The sequence below is a fragment of the Microcoleus sp. ARI1-B5 genome (assembly GCF_036705795.1).
Classification (GTDB): Bacteria; Cyanobacteriota; Cyanobacteriia; order Cyanobacteriales; family Microcoleaceae; genus Microcoleus.
On the sequence record NZ_JAUBVK010000012.1, the window covers coordinates 88,573 to 112,233 of the forward strand.

Genomic DNA, 23,661 nt, shown 5'->3' on the forward strand with positions numbered 1-23,661 from the left:
AGAACTCAATGATGGTTAACCGCTGGAATTTTCAGGCAGGGGCGATCGCCCGCCCGGTACACTTTAAAATCCCGGAGGCAGGGTTTCGCCGCAAACTTCGTGAATTTGGGCAATGCGCTCAAACAGCCAAGGATAGTCAATGCGATATTGAGGAATCAAAGCTAAAGGACTCAGCAGCGCGGCAGCAGTAATATCTGCCACGCTCAAGGAGTCGCCTACCAAATAGGAACCATCAGGCCAGCGACGGTGCTGCAACCAATCTAAAGCAGCACTCAGGCGCAACTCGGCGAGTTTTGCCGAAGCCCGGTTAATGCCGAACTGGCGGCGCGCCAATTGAATCACTAACTGGCTCAAAACAGACGGGTCGATTTCCTTGCCCGCACCGGCGCGAAACTCGTAGTAAACAAATCGAGTGGCAATGCCGATGCTTTCATCGAGCCAGTCTTCGATCGTCCAAGCCTCTGCTTGCATGCTCTCGTCTGCGGGCAACAGCGGCGGCGAAGGAAAACGAGACTCGATCGAGTGCAAAATTTGCGTCGAGTCGGAGATCGCCGGAGGTTGACCGTCTAGTTGAGGTAGAAGTACCGGCACTGTCCTCAAACCCCCCGTTAGAGGCTTGAGTTTCAAAACGTGCAGGCCCGGAGTCAAATTTTCAACTTGAAAGGGGATGCCCTTGTAACCCAGCGCTAAGCGGATTTTGCGGCAGTAAGGGGAGGTGCTGAACTGTAGTAAAAGCATCTGACAATAAATAACACCCAACTTGAGACCTAGACTGATGAGATTGAAAAATGCGAAGAGCGAACCATTTTTCACGCTTGAGCCTAGGCCTGTTGGGGTTGTACTCCGCGATCGCCCTAGTTAGGGCTTTTTAGGAGATGGAGAAGGAGAAGCTGTTCCACCAGCCGGAGACTTTTCAGCGCCAGGAGACTTTTCAGCGCCAGGAGAAGCCTTTGGAGATTCCTTCGGTGCTGGAGAAGAAACAGGAGGAGGAGTTGTGCCGCCACCAGCACCGCCCGGAGAGGGGCTAGTGCCACCGCCGCCGCCGGCATCACCGCCACAGGCGCCGAGGGCTGCTGCCAAGCCCATTGCCAAAGTCAAACGAATTAAACCCTTGTTCATAAACACTCCTTAACATTCAAAACCCATCGCAAGGAAGGGAATAGTGTACTTGAGAAACAATGCTGGCACGAATAGATCGACGATTCGCTCGTTGATTACAATACTGCATTTGTTAATAAATTTCACATAGATTCTGGCGAACCGGCAAAAAATTCCTTTTTTTGGCAAATCCTGAAGTCAAAGTGACCAGTGGTAGGATGGGTTGGTTTGTTTGTTTGTGAGGTATCTTTGGTAAGGATAACCGATCGAGCCGAGATTGCCCTAAATTGGCGACCGGCAACCGAAAAAACTCCTAACCTCAATCAAGCTGCGCTCTGCCCCACTTTACGTATTGGTGAACTCTATGACGGCTGCTATCAGATCCCCAGATTCTCCTCGCCGCTCCCGATCGAGCGGCAAGCCCACCGCAGACAGGGCCAAAAGCAAAGTTACTTCTATTGCCCGAGCTAGGCGGGCTGATACTGGGCCGGTATTGCCCAACTACTCGCGGACTGACGAACAGCCTGGACCGGGCGCGCCAGCATCGGTGCTGAAAGTGATGCCCGATCGCCAGTCGCAGCCGGTGTGGCTGCGATCGCTCTTGCGGGTGGAGCGCGCCTCCTCAGCGGTAGTGGTGCTGCTGTTGGGCGGTGCTCTGACTCTCTACGGCTTGACTGTTTACGGCGAGCAGCGCTGGAGTCAAGAGTATCAAAAGCTGGAAACTCTGCGCCGGGGCGAACAGCAGTTGAGTGCTGCCAGCGAAGTCTTGAAACACCAACTTGCTAAAGAAGCCCAAAATCCAGAAACCGGTTTGGCTCCGCAGAAGCCTGGGGACACGATTTTCTTGCAGCCGGTTCAGGATCGCCGATCGCCCGTTGCCCCAGCACCAAACTCAGAAGAACCTGCTCTCAAGAAGCGATCGTCGGCTGTGGAAACACCGCTGGGCTATTGAGGCAATGTCGGTCGATTTTAGATTTTAGATTTGAGATTTTAGATTTGAGAATTGACTTGCAGCGCAGAGAATCTGGAGGCTTGAACCTTAAGTCTAAAATTTTGGGATCTCCACGACGATTGTCTGTGGGCTGCTTGTATCCGTTTTTGGGCGGGGTCAACGCGGAGAGGGCCCTCTTGGGAGAGTGTCCGAGGGCCTTGCTTCCGGTTTGATTTTTGTGCAAGTGCCGATCGATTTCTGAATCCCAACCGTCGGTTAAAATTTTCAAATAATTAATACCAGTTCAAAAAAAGAATGCAACAGTAAGCACGCCATCTAAATCCCATATTTATCAGTCATTCCCAATTCTTCAATTCTTCAATTCTTCAATTCCCAAATCTAAAATCTAAAATCTAAAATCTAAAATGGTATAACTTGTCGGTGGATTTTGAATGCTATGAGTTATGACCCCCGTTTTGACCGCTACAGATCGCCGAATTTTAAACGCCCAAAACCGTCGGGCGATTCCCTACGGGATAGCTACGCCGCGCGTACTTTGTGGGGCAAACAAGCTAAACCAAGAGTTTCCGCTACCGCTAGCAGCCGACCTCGGCCACCGCTGGAGCGTTTAAAACGCAGCAAGTTCCGCTTGTGGGCTGTGTGGGCGGTGTTGATGCTGTCGGGGCTGGGGCTGGCTGTGAATTTGTTTTATTTGCAGGTGACGCGCGCTCCGGCGCTGCGCAAACAGGCCGAGCAACAGCAAACTCTCAAAACGAAGCCGTTTGTGCCGAGACGCCCGATTGTTGACCGCGCGGGGAATGTTTTGGCGATCGACAGACAGGTGTACACCCTCTACGCTCACCCGAAGTTGTTCAAGCACTCGAAGGCGGAAATTGCGGCTTCATTGGCTCCGATGTTGCCGATCGATGTGGCTCCTGGCAATACGGCGGAAACTGAACTGCTGCGAAGGTTTAATCTGGCCGAAAGCGGTATTACGATTGCTAGTTCTTTGGCTCAAGAGGTGGCGGATCGCGTGGGCCGGATGCAAATTAAAGATAGTCCGGTGGATGGGCTGGAGTTGGTGCGGCAGCAGCAGCGTTTTTACCCGCAGCAGGAGTTGGCGGCGGATATTCTGGGTTATGTGGATGGGGAACGGAAGGGACAGGCTGGGGTGGAGTACAGCCAGCAGAATTTGCTGGAACGATCGATGCCGTCGATTCAATTTAGTAAGTCGATCGACGGGCATTGGGTTCCCGATGGGCTGACGGCGGGTTTTGTGCAGCTTGATGACTTGAAATTGCAATTGACGATCGACAGTCGCTTGCAGCGGGCCGCCCGGATTGCCCTGAAGGAGAAAATGGAGAAACACGAGGCGAAGCGGGGTACGGTGATTGTGATGGATGCCCGCAACGGGGAGTTGCTGTCGGTGGTGGCGGAACCTTCTTATGACCCGAATCAATATTTTAATTTCGATTTGTCGCGCTATAAAAATTGGGCTGTAACTGATGTTTATGAGCCTGGTTCGACTTTTAAACCGATTAATGTGGCGATCGCCCTGGAAGCCGGTGCGGTCAAACCTAATACTGTGTTTAACGATGAAGGTCGGATTTATATGGATGTCTGGACTATCCAAAATTCCGATTACCAATCAGCAGGCGCGCGCGGCCCTTCGACTGTTACTGAGATTTTGAAACATTCTAGTAATGTGGGGATGGTGCACGTAATGAACACGATGAAATCTTCTCTTTACTATCAGGCTTTAGAAAAACTGGGACTGGGACAAACTGCGGGTACTGATTTGCCTTTTGAAGTAACCAGTCAGCTTAAAAATCGAGAGCAATTTATTAATTCTCCGGTGGAAGTTGCTACTACTGCTTTTGGTCAGGGTTTTTCGATTACTCCGATGCAGTTGGTGCAGCTTAATGGGGCTTTGGCTAACGGCGGCAAGTTGGTAACTCCTCATGTTGTGCGGGGACTTTTCGATCGGGATGGTCAAGCTTTTTGGAAGCTGCCGAGGGCTGTTCCGAAGCAGGTTTTTTCGCCGAAAACTACTAAGCAGGTTTTGGAAATGATGGAAACAGTGGTTGATGGCGGTACGGGGAAAGCTGCACAAATTCCTGGGTATCGGATTGCTGGGAAAACGGGGACGGCTCAAAAAGCTAGTGCTGGTAGGGGTTATTCTGATAAGGCGATTATTACTAGCTTTGTGGGGATCGTGCCTGTGGAGGCTCCTCGGTATGTGGTGCTGGCGGTGATTGATGAGCCTAAGGGTGGTGGTACGGGGGGAGTTGTGGCAGCGCCGATTGTGGAGTCGGTGATGGAGGCGCTGATTTCGATCGAGAAAATTCCACCGAGTAAAAAGTAGGAAGCGCGGGTTAAATGGAGTTGATTCGCGTGGGGGCGGGTTCACCGATGTCTGCTGTATCTCTCGTGTATAGCCTCTTGCCAGATCACCCTGGCGCCCCCCGAACCAAGGGGGGGACAAGAGTACAAGGGTGAGGCCTGGGTGCGGTGTCAGTAGCAGTATCTTTTTTTGTCGTTGTTTGGATTGGGTTTTGATTGTCTGCTGGAGATGCGCTTATGTCCTAAGAGAGTGGAGATGATGACGCAGCGTTCGCTCTTGTTTAAGTTGGGATGAGATAGTGTTAGGGTTCCTTTGGCTCTTATACTCGTTAGCGTGCAGTCGTGGTCGTTTCGAGATACGGGGCAACCTCGGTAGTTGAACATGACTCGCCAGATTGTTCCGTTTTCTTTTTGCTCGTTGCTTTCATTTACTTGGAGCACTGTTGTTTCATGTGTATCTATTTTAATTTTTGGCTCTAGGTTTTTCCATTGGTTGGCTGGTACTTGGCCTGGTGTAATCTCGGCTTTGTGGACTGCTACTTGTACGTTTTCTCCTACTTCTTTGAAGCTGGTTTGCCATGAAATTTTGTCGCGTTTGGCGTTGCTGCGCGCAAGTTCCATTGCCCAATAAGCCCGATCGACTGATACCTTCAAACGCTGGTTGTTGATGAACATCAGCCAAGAGGGGCTGACGATCGCACAAAATATCCCGATGATTAAAATAATTATCAATGTCTCAACCATTGTAAAACCACCGGCAGGTGTAGCGGCTCTGCCTTTGAGCGTTTTATTGATTAACATTTTGATGCACTCCTTGATATTTGGCTTGAAATGAAAAATGGCTGGGAGGAAGTATTTTTTGATGTGTCGATCTTAACTTTTGAGTTTGGTTAGTGTGTAGCTCGGTATTTACTGAAAATTTATACCTATTCAAAAAAGCTGCGCGCCCCGATACGGCAGTGACGTTTCCCTACCCACATCGCTTGCAATGTATATTTTATGACAATATAACAGTCAGAACACGGCAGTGCCTTTTCCCGGCCGGCCTCGCTGGGAATGTATCTTTTGTGACTAGAGGGCAGTCTGGACACGGCAGTGCCGTTTCCCTACAGAGAGCCCCGCAGGGGATAAATCGCCCCATTGATTCGATCGCCCGCCGTGGATGAGAGTCGATCGCCCTTTGGGAGAAATCGCGGGTATTGATGCGATCGCCCCCTGCGGATAAATCGCCTAAAAACCTTTGTATCTCTCGTTTATGGTCGAGTCTCGATCCCCCTGGCATCCCCCTTCTTAAGGGGAGTAGGGGTTGACGAAAGAGAGCACTCTTATCCCCCCCTTAAGAAGGGGGGCGCCGGGGGGATCTGCCCTATGGGATGACAGTCGATCGCCCGATCGCTAATTTTGCGCTTTCACCAAAGCTCGAAAGGCTTTCATGGCGACGTTTCTGCCGGCTGTTTTGCTCTGCTCTACATACTGGGGAATGAGATCGGCGATCGGGAAGTTGGGAAATTGGAGACTGCGATCGGACTGTATGTATTTTCCATCTTGCAATACACTGATTTGGAGGTTGCGGCCGTTGTAGCGCCACAATTCGGGAACTCCCAATGCTTCGTAGTTGTTGAGCTGAGTGCGCGATGTGATGTCGATTTCTATGGCTAAATCGGGAGGGGGGTCTGTGGCTAAGTCGATGCGATTTTTGCCTCGGACTGCGGCTTCATTTTGGATGTAGAAACAGGCATCGGCTTCTAATCCTTGAGCCATATTTGCATTTTTTAATGTGGTTGAACCCAGCGGCCAAAATTCTATATCTAGTTCTTCGAGAAGAATTTTCACTAAGTCGCCAATATTTTCTTTGCCAATTTCGTGTTCCGGTAGCGGTACCATGATTTCTAATGTTCCGTTGCTGTATGAAAGTCGGGATGCGCGGTTTTCTCCCAATTCTGCTAATATGGTTTCAAACATCGGCCAGGTTATGTCTTTTAGCAGTAATTGATTTCCTGGTTGGACTATGATTTGTTTGAGTTCTAGCTGCATAGTTTGACTGTTTTAAGGGGATTTGAAATATCAAATAATTTATGTAATGCCATTTTGCGATCGCATGAAATACAGGACACGCCGTCGTGTCCAAGGTGTGTTAATTTAAGCCCGAAAACCTTTGTATCTCTCCTTTATAGCCGAGACCCGCTCCCCCTAAATCCCCCTTAAGAAGGGGAGTAGGGGTCGACTTTGACGCTTATTCTTGTCCCCCTCTTCTTAAGGGGGGCTAGGGGGGAAGAAGCCTCGGGTATAAACGAGAGATACAAAGGGTTTGAGCCTGATTGTTGACACGATGAAAGTCATTGCCGTGTCCGGTGCGGGGAGCTTTTAATAATTGGTATAAGATTGAGCATTCTAGCTTTTTTAAATTGGTATTAATATATTTTAGGAATTCAGAACTTATGCCGAATCGCTGTTAAAAATTCAAATTAAATTTATTGAAAGCTATTATTGACAAACATTTCCCTCATCAGTTCGCATTCCTCCTAGGAGAGTTTGCACAATTACGCACTGTTTTGTACCGCCGTTAACTGAAGAAACTGTGACTATAAAAGGTAGGGTTGGTTGACTGTTTGGATCGAAGGCACCATCAAATTTAAAGGTCAGCGATTTTTGAGTAGCAGTAAGAGGAGGATTAAGAACAGGAACAGGAGTATCTCCACCAATAACAGCAAGTTGAATCTGTCCTGGTTTTATTTCACCTCCACCATTTAACTGCTGGGTACTACCACCCGTAGCTATTGCCGGGTTAAACGTGACATTTAGCGGGTCAGATGTGTCAAATATAATAGTAACATCGCGCTTGGTTCGCTTGGCTTCACTTTGTGCAAGTCGTAATGATTGGAAAACTCGATCGTTCACAGTGCGGACTCTTTGTCTGTTGATGAATCCCAGCCAGCCCGGAGCTGCGATCGAAGCAAATATACCTAATACCAACACTACGATCAGCACTTCTAGAAGGGTGAATCCTCCATCGCCCTTTCTGGATGCAGTATTGTTGAAATTAGGGCTGGCTTTGGCGGCAGAGTTCTGCAAAAGTTTTAATAATATTCGTGGGGTTTTCATTGTAGTCTCCTGTTTTTGATCGGCGGGGGCGATTCGGAAATGTGTTTCAAGTATAAGTTACTGTCCTAACGCACCGCGACCTTGTACTTGCACGCTTGCTGTTGGGAAAAATGCGGGATTTTTAGGATTGTAAGTAGCATCTGCTTGAAGGCGGCGCAGGCTATTTCCTCTGATAGTAACTCTGGCTATGTTTCTTGCTGAATCTACGCAAGCGTAGAAGCTATTAGCTGGGTCGCTTACTCTTAGGGTTGGTTCTAGGATTGCGACTGGTGCGATTTGCCCTGGTACTGTAGCAGTGGGATTGCCAAGAGCTTTTTCGCACTCCTGTGGATCGCTTGCTGGCACCGCCGTCTGGTCTATATAATTAACCAGCACTTGAGGATTTTGCCCCGTAAAAATTGGATCTGCGAATCCCGCTGGAGTTGTCACGTTCAGCCTTGGTTGGCTAAAGTTAAAATTTGAATTAAAAGCTGGGCTTACTTGTTGACCATTGTTGGCCTGAGTATTGTTGTAGTAGGGTTGAGTAACCGGATTGGGTGAGCCTGGATTTCGCACGCCCTCTCTAATTTCATAGCGCTCAATGCGAGATGGGCAAATGGTTCCTGACGGCTGACACCAAATAGAGTTAGGAGTGGTTTCTTGAACCACATAGTAAGCAACTAAAGCTCGCACGTAGGTGTCGTTGCAAGTAGTTGAAGCACAATCTTTTGGCAGTACCCGATTAGCCGGGTTAGTATTAACAGAAACAGCATTTGGAATCTGCTGGCGTTTCCAGAAGACGAGAATGGGGGTTCCCCCAGCCGGATTTGGAAGTTGAGCTCTGATACCAGGAGTTCCATCGGCAGCGGCATTATTGATGGTGTTATTATCGTAAATATAAATAGCTTGATTCAAGTCTTGAGCAATGAAATCAACGGCAGCCTGAACGTCTTGCTCGGTATTTGACTTGACTTGTTCTCTCCTGTCGGTATTCAGCATATCAACTACAAAGGCAAGCATCGGGGTGATGATTAAAAATGCCATAATCGAGCCGACCAATAGCTCGACTAGAGTCATGCCCTTTTCTGTTTGAGCTTGTTCAGAGCGGTTTTGCTGGTGCTGAGTTTTCAGAAGCAACCTGAGTAAAGTTTTCATTTTGACTTCTTCCTTGACCAATTTAGGGGAGGGATTTTGATTTGATAACAAGGATTTGATTACCTACAGACAGAGCTAACTGTTCCATTGGGGTTAAGGCGAGAACATAATGATTGACGCGCCGAACCACCTCCATTAGTAGTAGGTGGGATTTCTGTCTGCATTATTACCAAAGGCGCTTTAGGGTTGCCGAGCCCGGAATTAGCAACTGATTGCTGTTTGGTGTCCAGAGCTCCCGCAGAAGAAAACGCATCGGCTCTGTAAACGCGAACGGTTAAAGAGTAGCCCGTGTCTGTCGGCCCGATGTTAGGATTTGGATTGGTGTTAGGAGAACGAATACCCTGAACGAAAAATTCTGTGCTACCAGCACAGCCGGGCGTTTCATCTAAGTTATAACAGTACAAAGCACCCGAGCTTGTGGGAGCGGCCGGAACGGTGGCCGGATCGGAGGTAGGAAACCCGGGCGGGCTCGCTGGGGTTGAGCCGGTTGGTCGGATCGCACCTGTTCTGAGTGCGTCAATGTAAGCTTTCCCCGCCTGCGCGGCCAGTTCCGTCCGCCGCGCTTGGACGCGAGTTGCTACTGAGAAGGCCATCACCGGGGCGATCGCGATCATCAGCACCGAAACTACAATCATCGCTACCAACGACTCGATAATCGTGTAGCCGCCATCTCTGGGCTGGGATGAATTTTGGTGTTGTTTTTGCTCAGTCATAAGTAGAACTCCGGTAATTGCGCGACAAAAAGTTAGTGGATTAAGCGGGCTAGCAGTTATTTCTAGTTGCAGTCGCGTGCTGATTCGCATTCGGCTGACCGGGAGCTACCATTCCGCACATCAGAGTTTTTACCCAAGCGTCATTCCGAGGTACTTCCCGGAAATATTCAGCAGGCTGAGTCCTTGTCGAAGGAGTGGTGAACTTTTGGGTAAACAAGTCAGGTGGCTGAGATAGCAAACCCACGTCATAACCCCAGTTTCTGATGGGCGGGGTGAAATAGGGAACCAACCCACCAGCACCATTATCAGTGTTGTACGTATTTGTGATAGTTGGGGGCGCAGGGAGAGGGCCTCCTCCCTGAAGCTGAAACAGGCTAGGTATAACCGTGCCCGGCAGAATTCCCTGGTACGGTGCAGTGCTAAAGGCGCTGCGGTTTTGCTGGATGAAAGAGCCTCGGATGTTAGTAGTAGCTACCCCGTCATTCCAGCTTTCCAAGAATCTCGTAAAGTTTTGCAAGCCCCCGTTAAATTCTCCGCTGTTGGCATTGAGTGTCCGTGAAGGAGTGTCACCCGCTGCCACGATCAGATTGAAGGTGGTACTTACAGCCTGGGGTATCCACCCTGTTTGTCTGGCAAAACTTGTGCCTCTTGGCATGGTAGTCCCGCCTGGAGCATTGGCTGCTGACACAATTTGGGTCTGCGGGACTGGGAGCAGTAGCGGCTGCGACCCGTTAAAGGGGAGTGGTTGTAGTGGAGTTGGCGCTGGGTTTGGTGTCGATCCTATTGCCGAATTGGCAGGTGCTGATGCTAGGGCTACAGGGGGTAGCGGTACATTTGCTCCGTCTGAGGTGTTGGCAGGGGTGGTAGTGGGGTTGACCACATAGGGGACACTGACGTTATCGAAGTTGAGGTTGCCCGGATTCGTAGCGGGGGGAGTAGCCCCAGGGTCTCCTGCAAACCACAGAGAATTAGGTGTGGGAGCACCGGGACCTGGTGCGATCGCTAGTCCAGGAGCAGCACCAATCCCTAAAGGCTGGGGATTGGCGGGGGCTACCAACTGGTTGGCGGCGGGAGTAGTGGCGGGGGCAGTAGGGGTGGGGTTTCTCTGAAAAGCTACGCGGCGGGGGAATCGCTGCAAAGCTGGCAGTGGGGGATCGGCAGTTGACCCAGCTTGAAAAATAGCAGCGTTAGTAGTAGGTGTAGCATAATTATTGTTGCCGGCAGCCAAAGCATCGGCTGCGGAGATTGGTGCTGCTGCCAGAGGATTGACAAACCAGTCATTATCGGTACACGCAGCCACCGGCAGTTTTGTGCAGGTTTCCATCACGTACTGTGGGAAATTCCCGCGCCGCTGGACGGGAGTGACAAAGTTGTTGAAGTAAGAACTCACTAGCGGGGGAGCTGGATTCACGTAGGTAAGGTCTGTAATCACACCGGCAGTACCTGGGGCAGCTAAATTACCGTTAGGTAAGAACGCGCGGCTGGAAAGTCCGTTAGTGACAAAGTTGTTGTTGAAAAATCCTTGCTGTCGGCGCGGCCACACAGCAGCAGCGCCCGCATTGTTTCTCAGGTCAAAATCTCCTTCGTTGCGGAAGCCAAAACGGTAATTTTGTGAGATTAGGGTTAGTGAGTCTGCCAGTACAGTTGCCGGTCTCCAGAAGTCGCCGTTGGTGCATTGCGGAAGCCTCGGGTCGCCCGCACGGCAGGCAAAGTTGGTGTTAAACTGGGCGTTGCGCGTGTAAAAATTTCCCCAACCTAGTGGGTTTACCGTCTCATTAAACTCTTCTACTGCCGTAAAAGCGGCTGTAGTACCCGGAGGGGCGGGCGGGATGTTGCCGTGAAGGTTAAAGTTGTTTTTGATGTAAACCGGCAAATTCGATACCAATGTCAGTCCTTTTTCTCGGACTACAGCATTCACGTTAGCAGGTGCTGTGGGGGCGGCGCCGCCGCGAAATAACTGCTGTCCGTTAATCAGGACAATGCCGTTAGGCTTGCGGGTGGGATCGAGCAGATAGTCTGTGGGACTGACTCTTTTGCTTGTACTTTCATCGAGCTGCGTTGGATTTGAGGCATTGAGAGTGCGATCGCTGCGATCGGGCAATGCGTCGTCTCGGCTGGCGTAGATAATCCCGCTGTTGGGCAGCAACCACTCAGGTGCAGTAACAGTGGGCGTTTGAATGGGAACGGGCGTGGGCCCGCGCAAGAGATTGATGTCTAACTGAGTAGCCCGAATTTCTAGGGGTTGCCGTTCTTCTAGGGGTTGGTTGTAAGTGCCTGTTAAAGTTGCCGCTTGTTGGGCCCTGGCAGGCACGGGATCGTTTGACGCGGGACTGCTGAGGGTAAAGGCTTCGTTAACGGTCGTGTTCGCGTTGTCGCGCTCGTTCGCCTTGACTTCTCTGGCGTTCAAAAATGCTACTTCTTGAATTGCCCCGTCGGGAATGGGCATCAGTTGACCACCCGGGGCGATCGTGCCGTCAAGTATCTGTAGCGCGCAATTAGTCGAGTCAATAGCTGCTGTTTGTGCTAGCGTGCGCTGGTTTGGATTGACTTGGAGGGCGGTTCTCAACGGCCCGTTGGCAAACCTACCGTCCGGGAAGACTAAGTTAGCCTGGGCTTCCAAAATTGGGTCTCCATTCGCAAGCAAGCCATTGGGCTGCCGAATAGATTGAGCGGGTGTCAGTCTTGCCGTCGGGGGGCCGTAGGTGATGCCGTTGTTGGAGCCGATAACTGCCTGCTGCGTTCCCAGTGTCAGTGGTGCTAGTGGTGCCAGCTCTCCGCTGACATCCGGCAGCCCTAGGATGTTTCTGGCTGTGGAAGCGTTGCTGGGGTCGTAGTAGCTGCTGATACAGGCCACGGGGGTTTGCTGTGGTTGGGTTCCTGCTGGTGCGGCTGCTAGCGTTGTTGGATTGTAGCCGTTGTTTGCGTAGTGATAAACTGCCGTTGCCCGCATCCGCAAGTCGCCTTTGGCAAATTGGTTACCTACGCTTTCACCAATATTATTTGTTGCTAGTTGTGGCAGACCGGTGCCGTTTGCTAATACTCCTGTCCCCCATGAAGTCCAACCGGGAGTACCAACATTGCTATTGTTGTACACTTGCGACCCCGGCCCCAAGGGTGACATCGGCATTGAGTCCGGCCATACGACGGGGTACTGTTCCACGGCCCTCGTTGCTGGGTCGTCGTAAGTATTGGCGGGAGTTGGACCGGTTGCTATCGATGCGGGGCCGCTTTTCAATGTGCCAGTACCAGCATCTATCCAACTGGGCGGCGGCAGGAAGGAATTAGTGCGATCGTACACACCGGCGCCGGTAATTACCCGCAGGCCACCAACAGCGTCCAAGGGAGTTGTCGGTATTTCAGCCGCTGTTTTTTCCCAGAAACCGTCTCTGTAAGGAGGATTTGTGGTGGGTGGTAGTTCGCCTGTACCGTTTCCGCGATCGGTGTCTCCCACGTTAGCAAGTTTAATCACTTGTGGTGTGCGGGTGCGAATTGGGCCTCCTGTCCATGTAGTTGCGCCGTCTACCTGTTGTGAGTCACTGACAAACTTGGTGCCGTTCCAGCGCTGTGCTGGCAAGTTGTTGCCCGCGATGACTCGTTCTCCCAAATTTATTTGGCTGGCACCTGACTCTATATCATTGGGATTTCGCGACGGTAGCTGATCGGGACTGATAGTGAGATTAGTCGGCCCAGCGAGAGTACCTACGCCCGCTGTCGCTTCAGTAACAGGAAGGCTCCACCGAGGGTTAGGTCTCAGGCTATTCCTACCATTGTCTTGAATAATCAAGGGAGCATCTGCTGGAGTGATTCCTCCGTTTGGCGTTCCCGCAGCTACTTCTGCAAAAGGAACTTTCCGCAGCCGAGCTTTAAAATAATCTTCCAGTGCTTGATCGCGGGTCTGGTTCTTGGGGGATTGCTGCGCTTGAATAACCTCAACTGGGTCGTTATTGCCTGGATCTGGATCTGCTGCCTTGTGAGCCTGTACCAGCGCATTTAACCGCGCGGAGTAAGCGTTGTTATTGTAGAGTACCTGAAGACTGTTTTGAGTGACAGATTGATTGGGATTGCTGTTAATTGTAGCCCCGTCCGAGCCCGGTTGATTGGGGTCGTTGTTAATGCTTTTGAAAAGATCTACTGCGACGGGAATTGTAGTGGTTGAGTTGCCAGACCACCCGTTTACTACATTACCTGCTACAACAATTTGGCTATTGTCTGCATCGTAAAAACAAGATTGCTTGCTGCTGACTTGAAATAGTCTAAGTTGGGCATTGCCCAAAGGCGATACTAATAAGTTGCTATTTGTAATCATCCGCCCGTTTAGGTTTAGCGAAACGCCGGGAGATATATCTAGATCGTCTTCATACACAACCGCATTATTGCTGAGGGGAATTCGGCTTTGGTCTTGTTGGTATTCTAGGGCAGATACGCTGGAAGTTCCCTGGAAAGCTTGATACCGAGCACCCAACGCGCTCGCTTCGGTAGTTGTTATGGGTACGTTGACGGTGTAAACAAAGAAACTTTTCTGAAATCTGCCATTGCTCGCTCTTTCCCAACCGGAATTGCCCACCAAACTTGCAATTGTTCCTGCTCCTTGGGTGCAAGCCGGGTTGAGAGTTCCTGCTTCCATTGGGGGCGTTCTGGCATCGATCTCCTTTCTCGGTCTCTGCGTTTGTGGGGTGCGAAAGTATATTCCGTAAAGAGTAAAAGTATCAAATATGCCGTCGTTGTTCGTATCGACGGGATATCTCCAAGCAGTATTGATCGCCTCGTTTTCCGTTCCAGCAGGGGTTATAAGCGATCCTTGTGGGTCGTCAGTCGGGCTGATATTATTTGCTGGAACGCTAAGATCCGCTCTCAGGATCAGTCGCTCCTCGTCCCCGAATTTATAAAAGTCATTTGTGGCATCATAAGCCGACATCATCCGGTACAATTCTGCATCTGACGGAGTAGCTGTCGGTCTTTGCGGGTCTTCCCGCAACATATATTCAATTTTTGCTTTTGCCCGATCGAGCGCGGGAGTTGCGGCCGCCAGCACCTGCTGGTTGACGCGCACGTTGCGAGCCATATTCCCCCGATCGAACGATCGCAGGACGATCGCCACAGTCAACAATATCACTACCAGCAACACCATCGTCACCGTCGGCAGCACAAACCCCGCCACCGGCAGTTTCGCCCTGCGGCCCATTGCCATCAGCGATCGCAGCATTGCTCTCATCAGCCGCTTCGCCCCGGATCTGGTAACACCAGCAATCCGCCGCAGCAGCGATACGATAACTTTGGATAATTTGCTCTTAAACATTGACGCCTTCCCGGATTTTTTCAGAGATGGTCTTGCAGGTAGTTACTGCTCGACAGTACGATCCCATTCTTATAGTTCCCATTTTCCCCAACTTTCCTATCACCCCTTGCAAAAATTCACAATATGTGTAATTTCACTGAAAAATAAAACCGACAAACCCGCGATCGGGGATCGCCGCCGATATATTTTCCCCGAAAGATTTGCAGGGCAAGGATTTGGGCTGGGAACTCCACTCTAGTCTAGTTCAATGATATTGTCAGCGTCCAGAGGCCGAGTGAGTCCGATCGCGAAAAAAGAGCGATCGCGATCGCATCGCCCCAAACGCCCAGTCACAGCAAAGCGGGTTAATTTAGCTCTTCGTCTATTCCGATCCCACCCTTAGATTCTTTTGAGGGTCAACAAGAGTGAAGCTAAACAGCGGCGGGCTTTGTTCGTGTAGGTGCGATGTTCCGGCATCAGTCTTGTTAAAATAATATAGATAGTCGTAAATAATTTTTATTTCAATGGCTAATAGACACCGCCCAATTTTAATTTCTTTCTTAATTTGTATTTTTTTCTTAACCCTCTATCATACCTTAGTTTTAGGTGGAGTTGTGTTACCCAGCGATGGAATTAATGGGCCGCAGAGCAATACTATCAAAGCTCAACGTTACATTTACAATCAAAAATCCGAGCGAGAAATAGTTTTGGTAGGAAGTTCAATAACTGCACGGATCGATCCCGATCGCATCAGCCCTCAAGCCGTAAGTCTAGCTCTGCTAGGAATGTCTAGCCCAACAGGCTTACAAATCATTGAAAGAGAGAAGGTTAAACCCAAAATATTATTACTAGAACTAAGCGAAACAATTCTCAAAGGTGAAAAATATAAAGCCAGCCAGGATTTTATTGGAAACATATACCAACCCTTCTTTTATTTTATTCGTTTATATTTTCCAATGTTTAGACAAGAATATCAGCCAGTTAGCAGTATAGTTCAAACCTTAATCAAAGTCGCTACAAAGGAAAATAAAATTTCATTTCGTTTTTTAGAAGAAGCAAACAGCACCCAAAAACAGATAGACCCCGAATTAATAGAAAAGCTAATTCAACAGCAAATAGAAGCGAAAAAATCTCCTATGTCTGAAGCAGTAAAGAACGCAATCATTGAAGAGTCTGAGTACATCAAAAATAAAATCACCCAATTAAAAAATGCAGGAGTGCGAGTTATTTTGATGGATGTACCTAACGAACAACGAGTCAAGGACACAATCATGGAAAAGCAACTGCGAGAATTATTTCGAGAGCTTTTTCCCAACAATATTTATGAGTGGCTACCAGAACCGCCGTCAAGAGAGTGGAAAACTAATGATGGGATTCACTTAGTTACGTCGAGCGCCAAGGAGTATGCTAATTTTTTGAGAACTCAACTGTTTAAAACTGCTCAATAGACATTTCCCAAACATCAATTGCTCGATCGAGATTTAGGCTGGGACTAAATTGTACGCCATATCCTTGGGGAAAGGGCACTGCCGTCTCCTCCTCGAATCTATTCACGTAAAGCGAAGATTCCTTAAATGCAGCCCAGAGAGCATCGCAAGCCTGTTTGTCCATCAGCGAATCACTAATCGGGCGATCGTGAATCACAGCAAACAAATCAAACTCGTTGCGTTTTGGATTCCACTGGTATTGCAAAATAGGAGCATATCCCATTTCGATCAATTGTGCGATCGCGCGTCATAGTTAGGGCCAGATCCCCCCTAGCCCCCCTTAAGAAAGGGGGAACCAGAAACACTCTTGTCCCCCCCTTCTTAAGGGGGGTTAGGGGGGATCGAATCTGGGCTATAGTGCGATCGCCCGCAGCGTGCAAAAGTGCGATCGCCCGCCAACAAATATCAAGCTGCGGCCGCAGCATTTGCTTGCAGAGGCTCGATTTCCTCCGGCGCAGCGTGACGGCGCGGGTCATTAAAGCCCCAAGCAAATAACCAATCGGGGTCAGCGTGTCCGCAGCCGATCGAATATATCTGACTGTGCCTAAAATGTTTGAAGAACTCCTGACACTTTTCGTCAGTCATTAGCGACTCATCTAGCGGCAAATCATGAATCAGAGCATACAAATCAAATTCATCTCGCTCTGGATTCCATTGATAACGCAATTGGGGACTGTAACCAAGTTCGCTCAGCTTTGCCAAAGCCTCATCAGGGTTAGCGTAGCCGTCTAATCGAACGCGGTTGAGACAAACCACTACCTGAACGTGGCGGTACTTTGCGGGTGTTAATCGATATTCAGTCATGAGTTTTTCCCTCTTTTCTCATCACAAGTGTAATAGGCTCTCCCGGTTACGTTTGTATCTCTCGCTTATAGCCGAGGCCCGATCCCCCCTAGCCCCCCTTAAGAAGGGGGGAACCGGAAACGCTCTTGTCCCCTCCTTCGGGGTATAGAGGGGATCGAGATGATTGTGGGATCGGACAGCAGACCGGTACTGCTCTTGTCCCCCCCTTATTAAGGGGGGCGCCGGGGGGAGCGCGCGATCGCAATTCGACTGTAAGCTATATTTATCAACAGTTCGACGCCCAAATTGACACGCCCCGAAGCGCCAGATATCATCGCCAACCCATGAAACAACCCTCCAAACCCCCCGATTTCATCATCATCGGCGTCCAAAAAGGCGGCACGACATCCCTGTACAACTACCTGATCCAACATCCCCAAATCGCCCCCGCCGCCCAAAAAGAAATCCATTATTTCGACCTCAACTTCGACAAAACCCCGGACTGGTACTATTCCCAATTTCCCCAAGCACAAAGCGGCGAACATTTGCTAACCGGAGAAGCCAGCCCCTACTATATTTTTCATCCCCGCGTCGCCCAGCGCATCCGCGATTTATGTCCCAAAGTTAAAATAATTGCCCTGCTCAGAAACCCAGTAGAACGCGCAATTTCCCATTATCATTACTACATAAAAATTGGATACGAATCGCTGTCTCTCGAAAGTGCGATCGCCTCGGAGTCCGAAAGACTCAAAGGCGAAATCGAAAAAATCCTAGCCAGTCCAAATTACTACAGTTACGAGCACCAACATCACGCCTATGTAAGCCGCGGCATTTACGCCGACCAACTTCCAGCGTGGATGCAGCTATTTCCCAAATCACAACTTTTAATCCTCAAAAGCGAAGATTTGTATGCAAATCCTTGTGGCACATACAACAGCGTGTTAGAATTTCTAGACTTGCCGCCGCACCAATTAGAAACCTACAAAAAATACAACTCGAACCAATATCCGCCCGTGAGCGAGACAGTATACGAGCAATTGAGGGCATATTATCGATCGCCCAATCAGAGATTAGCAGAAATGTGCGATCGAGACTTCGGCTGGGATTCAGTTGACAGTTGACCTGTGACAGTTGACAGTTTAACTGGTTTAACTCGTTCCCCGGCTGAGCCTGGGAACCCGTATCTAGAGGCTCTGCCTCGCTCTTGAAAATCGAGGCAGAGCCTCGGGATCTGCGTTACCAGGCTCAGCCTGGTAACGAGTAAGTGGCGTAGGGAAATGGAAATGCCCATTAGTATCAACTTAAGCTGCAACCCGCAGTCCGGCAGGGGTTGAAACCCCTGCCTCAGAGCGAAAGTCCTCTGAAGAGGACTGATGAGTTCTTCAGTCCTCTTCAGAGGACTTTCGCTATTAGCCAGGGACTTCAGTCCCTGGCGGTCTTTGGGGCTAAGTTGACACCAATGGGAAATGCTGTTTCCCTACATTTTGCAAAAAGGCCTTGACATTCCTACCAGTCTGTGCTAGCTTAGCGGATAGTATTGCATTTAATCAATAAATCGCATCGCTTCACCTATGTTCACAGCAAGCAGCAATTTTTATTTTTGGTACTGGAGAGTTCGCCCGGAGTGAATTTACAATTCACTGTGAACATCCGGGCGAACCGCAGCTTAACACCTGCGGTTTTGTTTTTTCTAGTTCTTTTCCCAACAACCAATTTATCCCAAGCGAAAACAGCAATGACATTATTCAGTAACTGGTACTACGGCTTTTATTTTTGGCCCTGCAGGAGTTCTGGGTAAACTGTCGTGCTGTCTTTTCGCGCCAACCCGGAACTCCTTAAAAGTTCCGGGTTTTTTGTTGTCAACCAATCACTCGATTTTCCAGGAGAATTCCGTCATGTTAGATGCCAAACTCGCAACCAAATCTCATCCCGAACACCAAACTATTGTCAAGCTATCAGAAACAGTCTCAGTCGGCGGGACAGAATTATTAATCGTCGGCGGGCCCTGTACCGTGGAAAGTTCCGAACAAATGGAAACAGTCGCCAGCAAACTCTCAGTCGCACCGGTGCAAGCTTTGCGGGGGGGAGTCTACAAACCCCGGACTTCTCCCTATGCTTTCCAAGGGATGGGAATTGAGGGACTCGAAATTTTAGCCGATGTCAGCCGGCGTTACAATTTGCCGGTGGTGACAGAGGTAATGTCGATCGCCCAAATCGATCCGGTTGTCACCTATGCTGATATGCTGCAAGTAGGCAGTCGCAATATGCAAAACTTCGAGTTGCTAAAGGCGATCGGTCAAGCCGGAAAACCAGTTTTGCTAAAACGCGGTTTGTCAGCCACAATCGAAGAATTTGTGATGGCCGCCGAATACATTCTCAGCCACGGAAACCCTGACGTAGTTTTGTGCGAAAGAGGCATCCGCAGCTTCGACAATTACACGCGAAATGTTTTAGATTTGGGTACAGTCGTGGCGCTGAAACAGTTAACTCATTTGCCAGTAATTGTAGATCCTTCTCACGCCGCCGGCAAGCGGGAATTAGTCGCACCTCTAGCAAAAGCAGCGGTTGCTTGCGGTGCAGACGGGTTAATTGTTGAGTGTCACCCGCAACCGGAAAAATCGGTTTCTGACGCGCGGCAAGCTCTTTCTTTGCCGGATATGGTGGATTTAGTTGGGAGTTTGCGGGCTGTGGCGGCGGCCGTGGGGCGGTGCGTACCGGATGTTAAGTCATTAGTCATCAGTCATTAGTCATTAGTCATCAGTCATTAGTCATCAGTCATCAGTCATTGGTCATTAGTCATTAGTCATTAGTCATTAGTCATTGGACTTGAGATTTCTTTCAAAAAAATTCGGACGGGTACGCGAGCCCATCCCACAATTTTTTTTCTTGTGGGATGGGCACGCGAGCCTGTCCCAAAAAGCAAAATTTGATTAAAATAAAAGCAGAATCAATCCTGTCATCTACAAGATATCGCTTAATTATGGCACTCAAACTTCATGTTCCCTCCATCGTCTGTTCCGGCTGCGGAACCACTATTACTGAAGCAATTAAAACTGTTGAACCGGAAGCTAAGATTGATGTGGATTTAGCAGCCAAGACTGTGACTGTGGAAGCTCAAGCCTCGGAAGAGTCTATTAAACAAGCTGTGGTTGCTTCCGGTCACACTGTTCTGGAAGCATAATATTAGGATAAGCCCTGGTTTGCAGTCAGGGCTGATGTACAGATAATCGCTTGCATGAATCTTTGGTTGGGGAGGGCGAGTTTACAAATATTCTCGATGTGCATCATAGATATCGGTGAACTCGCCCCTACAGCATCCGCGCATACAGAAATTCCCAATGACAACTGACAACTGACAACTGTCAACTGTCAACTGACAACTGACAACTGACTGATTAAGATTCTTCGTCTAAGTGTTCGGCGACTGCTCGGTAAAGTTCTAAAACGTGTCGATCGAGTAAACTATAAAAAACTTGTCTGCCAATTTTGCGGTAACTTACCAACCGTATCGCCCGCAGCGCCCGCAACTGGTGCGATACCGCCGATTCGCTCATGTTCAAAGCCGCTGCCAAATCGCACACGCACAGTTCTTGTTTTGCCAAAACTGACAGCAATCGCAAGCGGTTCGCATCTCCCAAAAGACTGAAAAACTCGGCCATCCGCTGGGCTTTTGCCGTGTTGAGAACTTGTGTTTGGATGTCACCGGCCCGCTCTGGGTCAACTAGGTGCGGGCGATCGCACGTTGGTGTATCGTTTTGTTGGTCAGGCTGACTTATCGCTCCGTTAACAGCAGACTTCGGTGACATCTTTTCCAGGCTGGTTTTAATTCTCATTTTCATGTTAGCGCGATCGACTTACCTTTTGTTACAAAACTTTTACATTCCCTTGACATACATCTGAATATGTGTTCATATATTAGTATACCGAAACAAACCAAGAGAAAGTAAAATGACTACCGTCACCCAAATGAAATGCGCCTGTCCTTCTTGCCTGTGCGTTGTCAGCCTCAGTGAAGCCATCGAAAAAAGCGGCAAATCCTACTGTTCCACTGCTTGCGCAGACGGCCACCCCAACGGCAGCGGCTGCGGCCACACCGGCTGCGAGTGCAGCAAATAAATATTGCGCTTCAGAAAAGGTTAAGGAACAACCGTAAAGTCTATCTAAAGGGAGATGCAACCAGGGCATCTCCCAATTTTTTGGCTTTTAGGTTAAATCAAGGTTAAAATACGGGTAATTAAAGGTTAAAATTGCCTTTATAGACTAAGTACACAGCGAAAAAGCACAATTGTTACCTGCGGAATACAATAAAAGCAAGTTAGGGTCGCGATACTCAGTACAAATACTGCTATTAATAGCAGAGACACAACCAAAAGTTGAATTAGGAGGGGGCCATGAAAGAGCGGGAAGATTTTTTACATCCTCGCAATCGCTACTACGGTGATTTCACGCCAGAAAACTTGGCGTTTAATGCCAACTTGCAGGAGTTTGCTCAGAAAATAACTTATATTTGCTCGCTAGAAACGGGCGGCAAAATAAGCACTGAGAAAGCCTATAAAGATATTAAGGCGCTTTGGAAAAACTTAAAATCCTCTAAGAAGCAATTGGGAATTGGCCAAAAACCCCCCAGTACCGATGAGGGAAATTCACCCTAAATTCATCGCAGAGAAGACGGCGGTTGAAACCAGGTTTATAAAAACTTTCGTCCGCCGGACGCCAACTGAAGAAAATAATATAATTTTAACCGCCCCCTCGGAAAACTGCGGAGGCGGTTTTTGTTTGTCTAGGTGCGGTTTCAACCGCCGACTTTTCTATGGTTTAGAAGTTGGTGTTGCTTCTCCTGCAAACAAAGTGCAATTGCCGCCGAGGCCGGAAGCAATCGCACAAGTATTGGTTTTTAGCATTCCTTCATAGGTATCAGCGCCAGTACCTGGGCCGCCCAACTCGTCGCTGTAGAGTTCTTTGTCGGAAATTTTGACATTGGCTTCCCTCGCTACAGTCTGCATTAACTTGGGATTAGTCGTGGTTTCGACAAAAATTGTCGGCACTGCTGCTGCCTTAATTTCTGATGACAATTCGGCAATTATTGCTGCTGTAGGCTGTTCTTCTGTTGTGACTCCCTGCAAAGCTCCAGCAACCTCTAAACCGTAAGCATCGGCATAGTAACTCAGAGCATCGTGAGTTGTGACTAATTTGCGTTTGTCCGCCGGAATAGTCGCAATTTGTGCTTTGATCCAAGTATCTATTTTTTGCAATTCCCCAGTTAATTTAGCGGCATTGCTGGTATAAAGTTGAGCATTGCTGGGGGAGACTTTTTTTAATTCGTCGCGAATTGTTTCTACCATGCGGATGCCATTTTGAGGATTGTGCCATACGTGAGGGTCGGGAACTTTTTCGCCTGCTGCGTGGGTTTTGTTTTGTGCTTTCTCTTCGCCGTGTTCGTGCTCGCGATCGCCCATCAGCGGTTTGGGAACGGCGAGTTCGTGTACGGCGATTTTTGGTGCGGGATTACTGCTGGATTTAATTAATTTAATGATGCTGGGTTCGTGGTCGTAACCGGCGTATAAAATCAAATTTGCTGTTTCAATGGCTTTGCGGTCTTCTGGCTTGGTTTGGTAGGCGTGGGGGTCTTCTCCGGGCTTGATTAGACAGGTGGTGTCGATCGAACTTTGGGCAATTTCCTTCGTTAGATCGCAGATAACACCAGTCGTAGCCACGACTTTTGGCAAGTTGGATCTCGGACTCTCCGGCGCCGAATTGCGGGCTTGGGGGCCAGAACTGCACCCAACCAGCCCGCAGCCGATCGCCAAAACCGCCAAACCGCACCATCTGCCGCTTTTTCCGGTCAAGTTCTGTAACATTTTTACCTTTGGAACGATAATCGTTATTACTTTTAGAGTTATCCTATTGTAGTAGCTACGAACAAGAATCGTTCTCAAAAGCTGGAATTATGTTAGAAGTGCAAGACTTGGCTGTGAATTATCGAGGAATTTCGGCCCTTAACAGCGTGAATTTTCATTTAGATCCCGGACAGTTAACGGGGGTGTTCGGCCCCAACGGCGCTGGGAAAAGCACGATGGTGAAAGCGATGCTGGGATTGATCCCGGCCTGTCGGGGGATGGTAAAATATCAGGGGCGGTTGTTGAAGGAACAGTTATCGCGGGTGGCTTACGTGCCGCAGCGATCGCAAATTGACTGGGATTATCCGATTACGGTGTGGAATGCGGTGATGATGGCGCGAACTGTCCAGACTGGTTGGTTTCGCAGTCCATCGAAGCAGTCGCAAGAATTGGTAAAAGCTGCTTTGCTGCGGGTGGGAATGTGGGATTTGCGCGATCGGCAAATTGGCGAACTCTCCGGGGGACAGCAGCAGCGGATATTTTTAGCAAGGTCGATCGCCCAACAAGCCGATTTATTCTTCTTCGACGAGCCCTTTAGTGCGATCGACAAAGCAACAGAAGAGATTATTTTCGATATTTTTGCCGAACTCAAAGCCGAAAATAAAACCTTGCTAGTAATCAGCCACGATTTAGGAGAAACCTTAAAACAATACGACAATTTATTATTGCTAAACAAGCAGTTAATCGCCACGGGTTCCTGCCGCGAAGTCCTCACCGCCGCCAATATTCAAAAAGCCTATGGATACGATTTAAGCTTAGTTGCTGCGTAAGCAAAATGGGGTTACTTAAACTTTCGGGTGTTTGCGGTTCCTAACTTGATTATTCAGCCCGCTTGGCATGGGCTTCGTTTGTGTAGACCTGGTTTCAACCGCCGACTTTTCTTTAGTCTGTGTAATTA

The 23,661-nt window shown here is 49.1% G+C and carries 21 protein-coding genes; 9 read left to right on the forward strand and 12 right to left on the reverse strand.

The genetic code is table 11. From position 1 onward, the window contains the following. Nucleotides 1-63 precede the first annotated feature (63 nt). Together QUB63_RS18685 and QUB63_RS18690 are read right to left on the reverse strand one after the other, a co-directional pair. Entirely contained in the window at nt 64-738 is a 675-nt protein-coding gene (locus QUB63_RS18685) for a glutathione S-transferase family protein (RefSeq protein WP_332946763.1), read from the reverse strand. A 120-nt stretch (nt 739-858) separates the two neighbouring features. Next, a complete protein-coding gene (locus QUB63_RS18690; RefSeq protein WP_332946764.1) occupies nt 859-1,119 on the reverse strand; it encodes a serine protease in 261 nt (86 codons plus the stop codon). A gap of 343 nt (nt 1,120-1,462) precedes the next feature. Between QUB63_RS18690 and QUB63_RS18695 the strand changes: the two genes are divergently transcribed. Further along, nucleotides 1,463-2,050 (forward strand): hypothetical protein, encoded by a 588-nt coding sequence (locus QUB63_RS18695; protein WP_332946765.1) that lies wholly within the window; start codon nt 1,463-1,465, stop codon nt 2,048-2,050. A 436-nt stretch (nt 2,051-2,486) separates the two neighbouring features. After that, complete coding sequence (locus QUB63_RS18700) at nt 2,487-4,394, forward strand: peptidoglycan D,D-transpeptidase FtsI family protein (protein WP_332946766.1); 1,908 nt, start codon at nt 2,487-2,489, stop codon at nt 4,392-4,394. A 149-nt stretch (nt 4,395-4,543) separates the two neighbouring features. Here the strand turns inward: QUB63_RS18700 and QUB63_RS18705 are convergent, their stop codons facing one another. The 6 genes from QUB63_RS18705 to hpsA all read right to left on the reverse strand — a co-directional run bounded on the left by QUB63_RS18705 (nt 4,544) and on the right by hpsA (nt 14,617). Next, nucleotides 4,544-5,173 carry a transcriptional regulator gene (locus tag QUB63_RS18705; RefSeq protein ID WP_332946767.1) on the reverse strand — a complete coding sequence of 210 codons (630 nt, stop codon included), beginning with the start codon at nt 5,171-5,173 and terminating at the stop codon, nt 4,544-4,546. Nucleotides 5,174-5,767: 594 nt separating this feature from the next. Beyond that, a complete protein-coding gene (locus QUB63_RS18710) occupies nt 5,768-6,406 on the reverse strand; it encodes a Uma2 family endonuclease (protein WP_332946768.1) in 639 nt (212 codons plus the stop codon). A 450-nt stretch (nt 6,407-6,856) separates the two neighbouring features. Then, on the reverse strand, nt 6,857-7,474 hold the full coding sequence (locus QUB63_RS18715; protein WP_332946769.1) for a pilus assembly FimT family protein: 618 nt from the start codon (nt 7,472-7,474) through the stop codon (nt 6,857-6,859). Between the two features lie 57 nt (nt 7,475-7,531). Next, the gene (gene hpsC, locus QUB63_RS18720; protein WP_332946770.1) at nt 7,532-8,608 is read right to left on the reverse strand and encodes a hormogonium polysaccharide secretion pseudopilin HpsC; all 1,077 of its coding nucleotides are present in this window, start codon (nt 8,606-8,608) and stop codon (nt 7,532-7,534) included. Nucleotides 8,609-8,667: 59 nt separating this feature from the next. Further along, nucleotides 8,668-9,321, reverse strand: a complete 654-nt coding sequence (gene hpsB, locus QUB63_RS18725; protein WP_332946771.1) for a hormogonium polysaccharide secretion pseudopilin HpsB — start codon at nt 9,319-9,321, stop codon at nt 8,668-8,670. 49 nt (nt 9,322-9,370) lie between these two features. Beyond that, nucleotides 9,371-14,617 carry a hormogonium polysaccharide biosynthesis protein HpsA gene (gene hpsA, locus QUB63_RS18730; protein ID WP_332946772.1) on the reverse strand — a complete coding sequence of 1,749 codons (5,247 nt, stop codon included), beginning with the start codon at nt 14,615-14,617 and terminating at the stop codon, nt 9,371-9,373. 503 nt (nt 14,618-15,120) lie between these two features. On the opposite strand from hpsA, the gene QUB63_RS18735 reads away from it, so the two are divergent. Further along, nucleotides 15,121-16,044 carry a hypothetical protein gene (locus QUB63_RS18735; protein ID WP_332946773.1) on the forward strand — a complete coding sequence of 308 codons (924 nt, stop codon included), beginning with the start codon at nt 15,121-15,123 and terminating at the stop codon, nt 16,042-16,044. Here QUB63_RS18735 and QUB63_RS18740 read toward each other — a convergent pair. After that, nucleotides 16,028-16,306 (reverse strand): hypothetical protein, encoded by a 279-nt coding sequence (locus QUB63_RS18740; RefSeq protein WP_332946774.1) that lies wholly within the window; start codon nt 16,304-16,306, stop codon nt 16,028-16,030. The genes QUB63_RS18735 and QUB63_RS18740 overlap by 17 nt on opposite strands. Nucleotides 16,307-16,488: 182 nt before the next feature. Beyond that, nucleotides 16,489-16,887, reverse strand: a complete 399-nt coding sequence (locus QUB63_RS18745; protein WP_332946775.1) for a hypothetical protein — start codon at nt 16,885-16,887, stop codon at nt 16,489-16,491. Nucleotides 16,888-17,210: 323 nt separating this feature from the next. Between QUB63_RS18745 and QUB63_RS18750 the strand changes: the two genes are divergently transcribed. The 3 genes from QUB63_RS18750 (at nt 17,211) to QUB63_RS18760 (ending at nt 20,047) form a co-directional block, all read left to right on the forward strand. Next, the gene (locus QUB63_RS18750; protein WP_332946776.1) at nt 17,211-17,987 is read left to right on the forward strand and encodes a sulfotransferase domain-containing protein; all 777 of its coding nucleotides are present in this window, start codon (nt 17,211-17,213) and stop codon (nt 17,985-17,987) included. A gap of 753 nt (nt 17,988-18,740) precedes the next feature. After that, complete coding sequence (aroF, locus tag QUB63_RS18755) at nt 18,741-19,613, forward strand: 3-deoxy-7-phosphoheptulonate synthase (RefSeq protein WP_332946842.1); 873 nt, start codon at nt 18,741-18,743, stop codon at nt 19,611-19,613. Between the two features lie 233 nt (nt 19,614-19,846). Then, complete coding sequence (locus QUB63_RS18760; RefSeq protein ID WP_332946777.1) at nt 19,847-20,047, forward strand: heavy-metal-associated domain-containing protein; 201 nt, start codon at nt 19,847-19,849, stop codon at nt 20,045-20,047. A gap of 214 nt (nt 20,048-20,261) precedes the next feature. Here QUB63_RS18760 and QUB63_RS18765 read toward each other — a convergent pair whose 3' ends face one another. After that, nucleotides 20,262-20,672 (reverse strand): ArsR/SmtB family transcription factor, encoded by a 411-nt coding sequence (locus QUB63_RS18765; RefSeq protein ID WP_332946778.1) that lies wholly within the window; start codon nt 20,670-20,672, stop codon nt 20,262-20,264. A 142-nt stretch (nt 20,673-20,814) separates the two neighbouring features. Here QUB63_RS18765 and QUB63_RS18770 point away from each other — a divergent pair, with 142 nt between their 5' ends. Then, nucleotides 20,815-20,982, forward strand: a complete 168-nt coding sequence (locus QUB63_RS18770) for a metallothionein (RefSeq protein ID WP_332946779.1) — start codon at nt 20,815-20,817, stop codon at nt 20,980-20,982. 275 nt (nt 20,983-21,257) lie between these two features. Then, on the forward strand, nt 21,258-21,518 hold the full coding sequence (locus QUB63_RS18775; protein WP_332946780.1) for a DUF7219 family protein: 261 nt from the start codon (nt 21,258-21,260) through the stop codon (nt 21,516-21,518). Between the two features lie 156 nt (nt 21,519-21,674). On the opposite strand, the gene QUB63_RS18780 is transcribed toward QUB63_RS18775, so the two are convergent. Next, the gene (locus QUB63_RS18780; protein ID WP_332946781.1) at nt 21,675-22,724 is read right to left on the reverse strand and encodes a metal ABC transporter solute-binding protein, Zn/Mn family; all 1,050 of its coding nucleotides are present in this window, start codon (nt 22,722-22,724) and stop codon (nt 21,675-21,677) included. 89 nt (nt 22,725-22,813) lie between these two features. Between QUB63_RS18780 and QUB63_RS18785 the strand changes: the two genes are divergently transcribed. Continuing rightward, nucleotides 22,814-23,533, forward strand: a complete 720-nt coding sequence (locus QUB63_RS18785; protein WP_332946782.1) for a metal ABC transporter ATP-binding protein — start codon at nt 22,814-22,816, stop codon at nt 23,531-23,533. Nucleotides 23,534-23,661: the final 128 nt, after the last annotated feature.

Bases quoted from the DNA above. Each gene is read 5' to 3' on its own strand.
- QUB63_RS18745 (WP_332946775.1), bottom strand. From the start codon at position 16,887: ATGACTGAATATCGATTAACACCCGCAAAGTACCGCCACGTTCAGGTA.
- QUB63_RS18700 (WP_332946766.1), top strand. From the start codon at position 2,487: ATGAGTTATGACCCCCGTTTTGACCGCTACAGATCGCCGAATTTTAAA.
- QUB63_RS18775 (WP_332946780.1), top strand. From the start codon at position 21,258: ATGAAAGAGCGGGAAGATTTTTTACATCCTCGCAATCGCTACTACGGT.
- QUB63_RS18685 (WP_332946763.1), bottom strand. From the start codon at position 738: ATGCTTTTACTACAGTTCAGCACCTCCCCTTACTGCCGCAAAATCCGC.
- QUB63_RS18750 (WP_332946776.1), top strand. From the start codon at position 17,211: ATGAAACAACCCTCCAAACCCCCCGATTTCATCATCATCGGCGTCCAA.
- QUB63_RS18690 (WP_332946764.1), bottom strand. From the start codon at position 1,119: ATGAACAAGGGTTTAATTCGTTTGACTTTGGCAATGGGCTTGGCAGCA.
- QUB63_RS18735 (WP_332946773.1), top strand. From the start codon at position 15,121: ATGGCTAATAGACACCGCCCAATTTTAATTTCTTTCTTAATTTGTATT.
- hpsA (WP_332946772.1), bottom strand. From the start codon at position 14,617: ATGTTTAAGAGCAAATTATCCAAAGTTATCGTATCGCTGCTGCGGCGG.
- QUB63_RS18705 (WP_332946767.1), bottom strand. From the start codon at position 5,173: ATGTTAATCAATAAAACGCTCAAAGGCAGAGCCGCTACACCTGCCGGT.
- QUB63_RS18760 (WP_332946777.1), top strand. From the start codon at position 19,847: ATGGCACTCAAACTTCATGTTCCCTCCATCGTCTGTTCCGGCTGCGGA.
- QUB63_RS18695 (WP_332946765.1), top strand. From the start codon at position 1,463: ATGACGGCTGCTATCAGATCCCCAGATTCTCCTCGCCGCTCCCGATCG.
- hpsC (WP_332946770.1), bottom strand. From the start codon at position 8,608: ATGAAAACTTTACTCAGGTTGCTTCTGAAAACTCAGCACCAGCAAAAC.
- QUB63_RS18770 (WP_332946779.1), top strand. From the start codon at position 20,815: ATGACTACCGTCACCCAAATGAAATGCGCCTGTCCTTCTTGCCTGTGC.
- QUB63_RS18785 (WP_332946782.1), top strand. From the start codon at position 22,814: ATGTTAGAAGTGCAAGACTTGGCTGTGAATTATCGAGGAATTTCGGCC.
- QUB63_RS18740 (WP_332946774.1), bottom strand. From the start codon at position 16,306: ATGGGATATGCTCCTATTTTGCAATACCAGTGGAATCCAAAACGCAAC.
- QUB63_RS18765 (WP_332946778.1), bottom strand. From the start codon at position 20,672: ATGTCACCGAAGTCTGCTGTTAACGGAGCGATAAGTCAGCCTGACCAA.
- QUB63_RS18710 (WP_332946768.1), bottom strand. From the start codon at position 6,406: ATGCAGCTAGAACTCAAACAAATCATAGTCCAACCAGGAAATCAATTA.
- QUB63_RS18715 (WP_332946769.1), bottom strand. From the start codon at position 7,474: ATGAAAACCCCACGAATATTATTAAAACTTTTGCAGAACTCTGCCGCC.
- QUB63_RS18780 (WP_332946781.1), bottom strand. From the start codon at position 22,724: ATGTTACAGAACTTGACCGGAAAAAGCGGCAGATGGTGCGGTTTGGCG.
- hpsB (WP_332946771.1), bottom strand. From the start codon at position 9,321: ATGACTGAGCAAAAACAACACCAAAATTCATCCCAGCCCAGAGATGGC.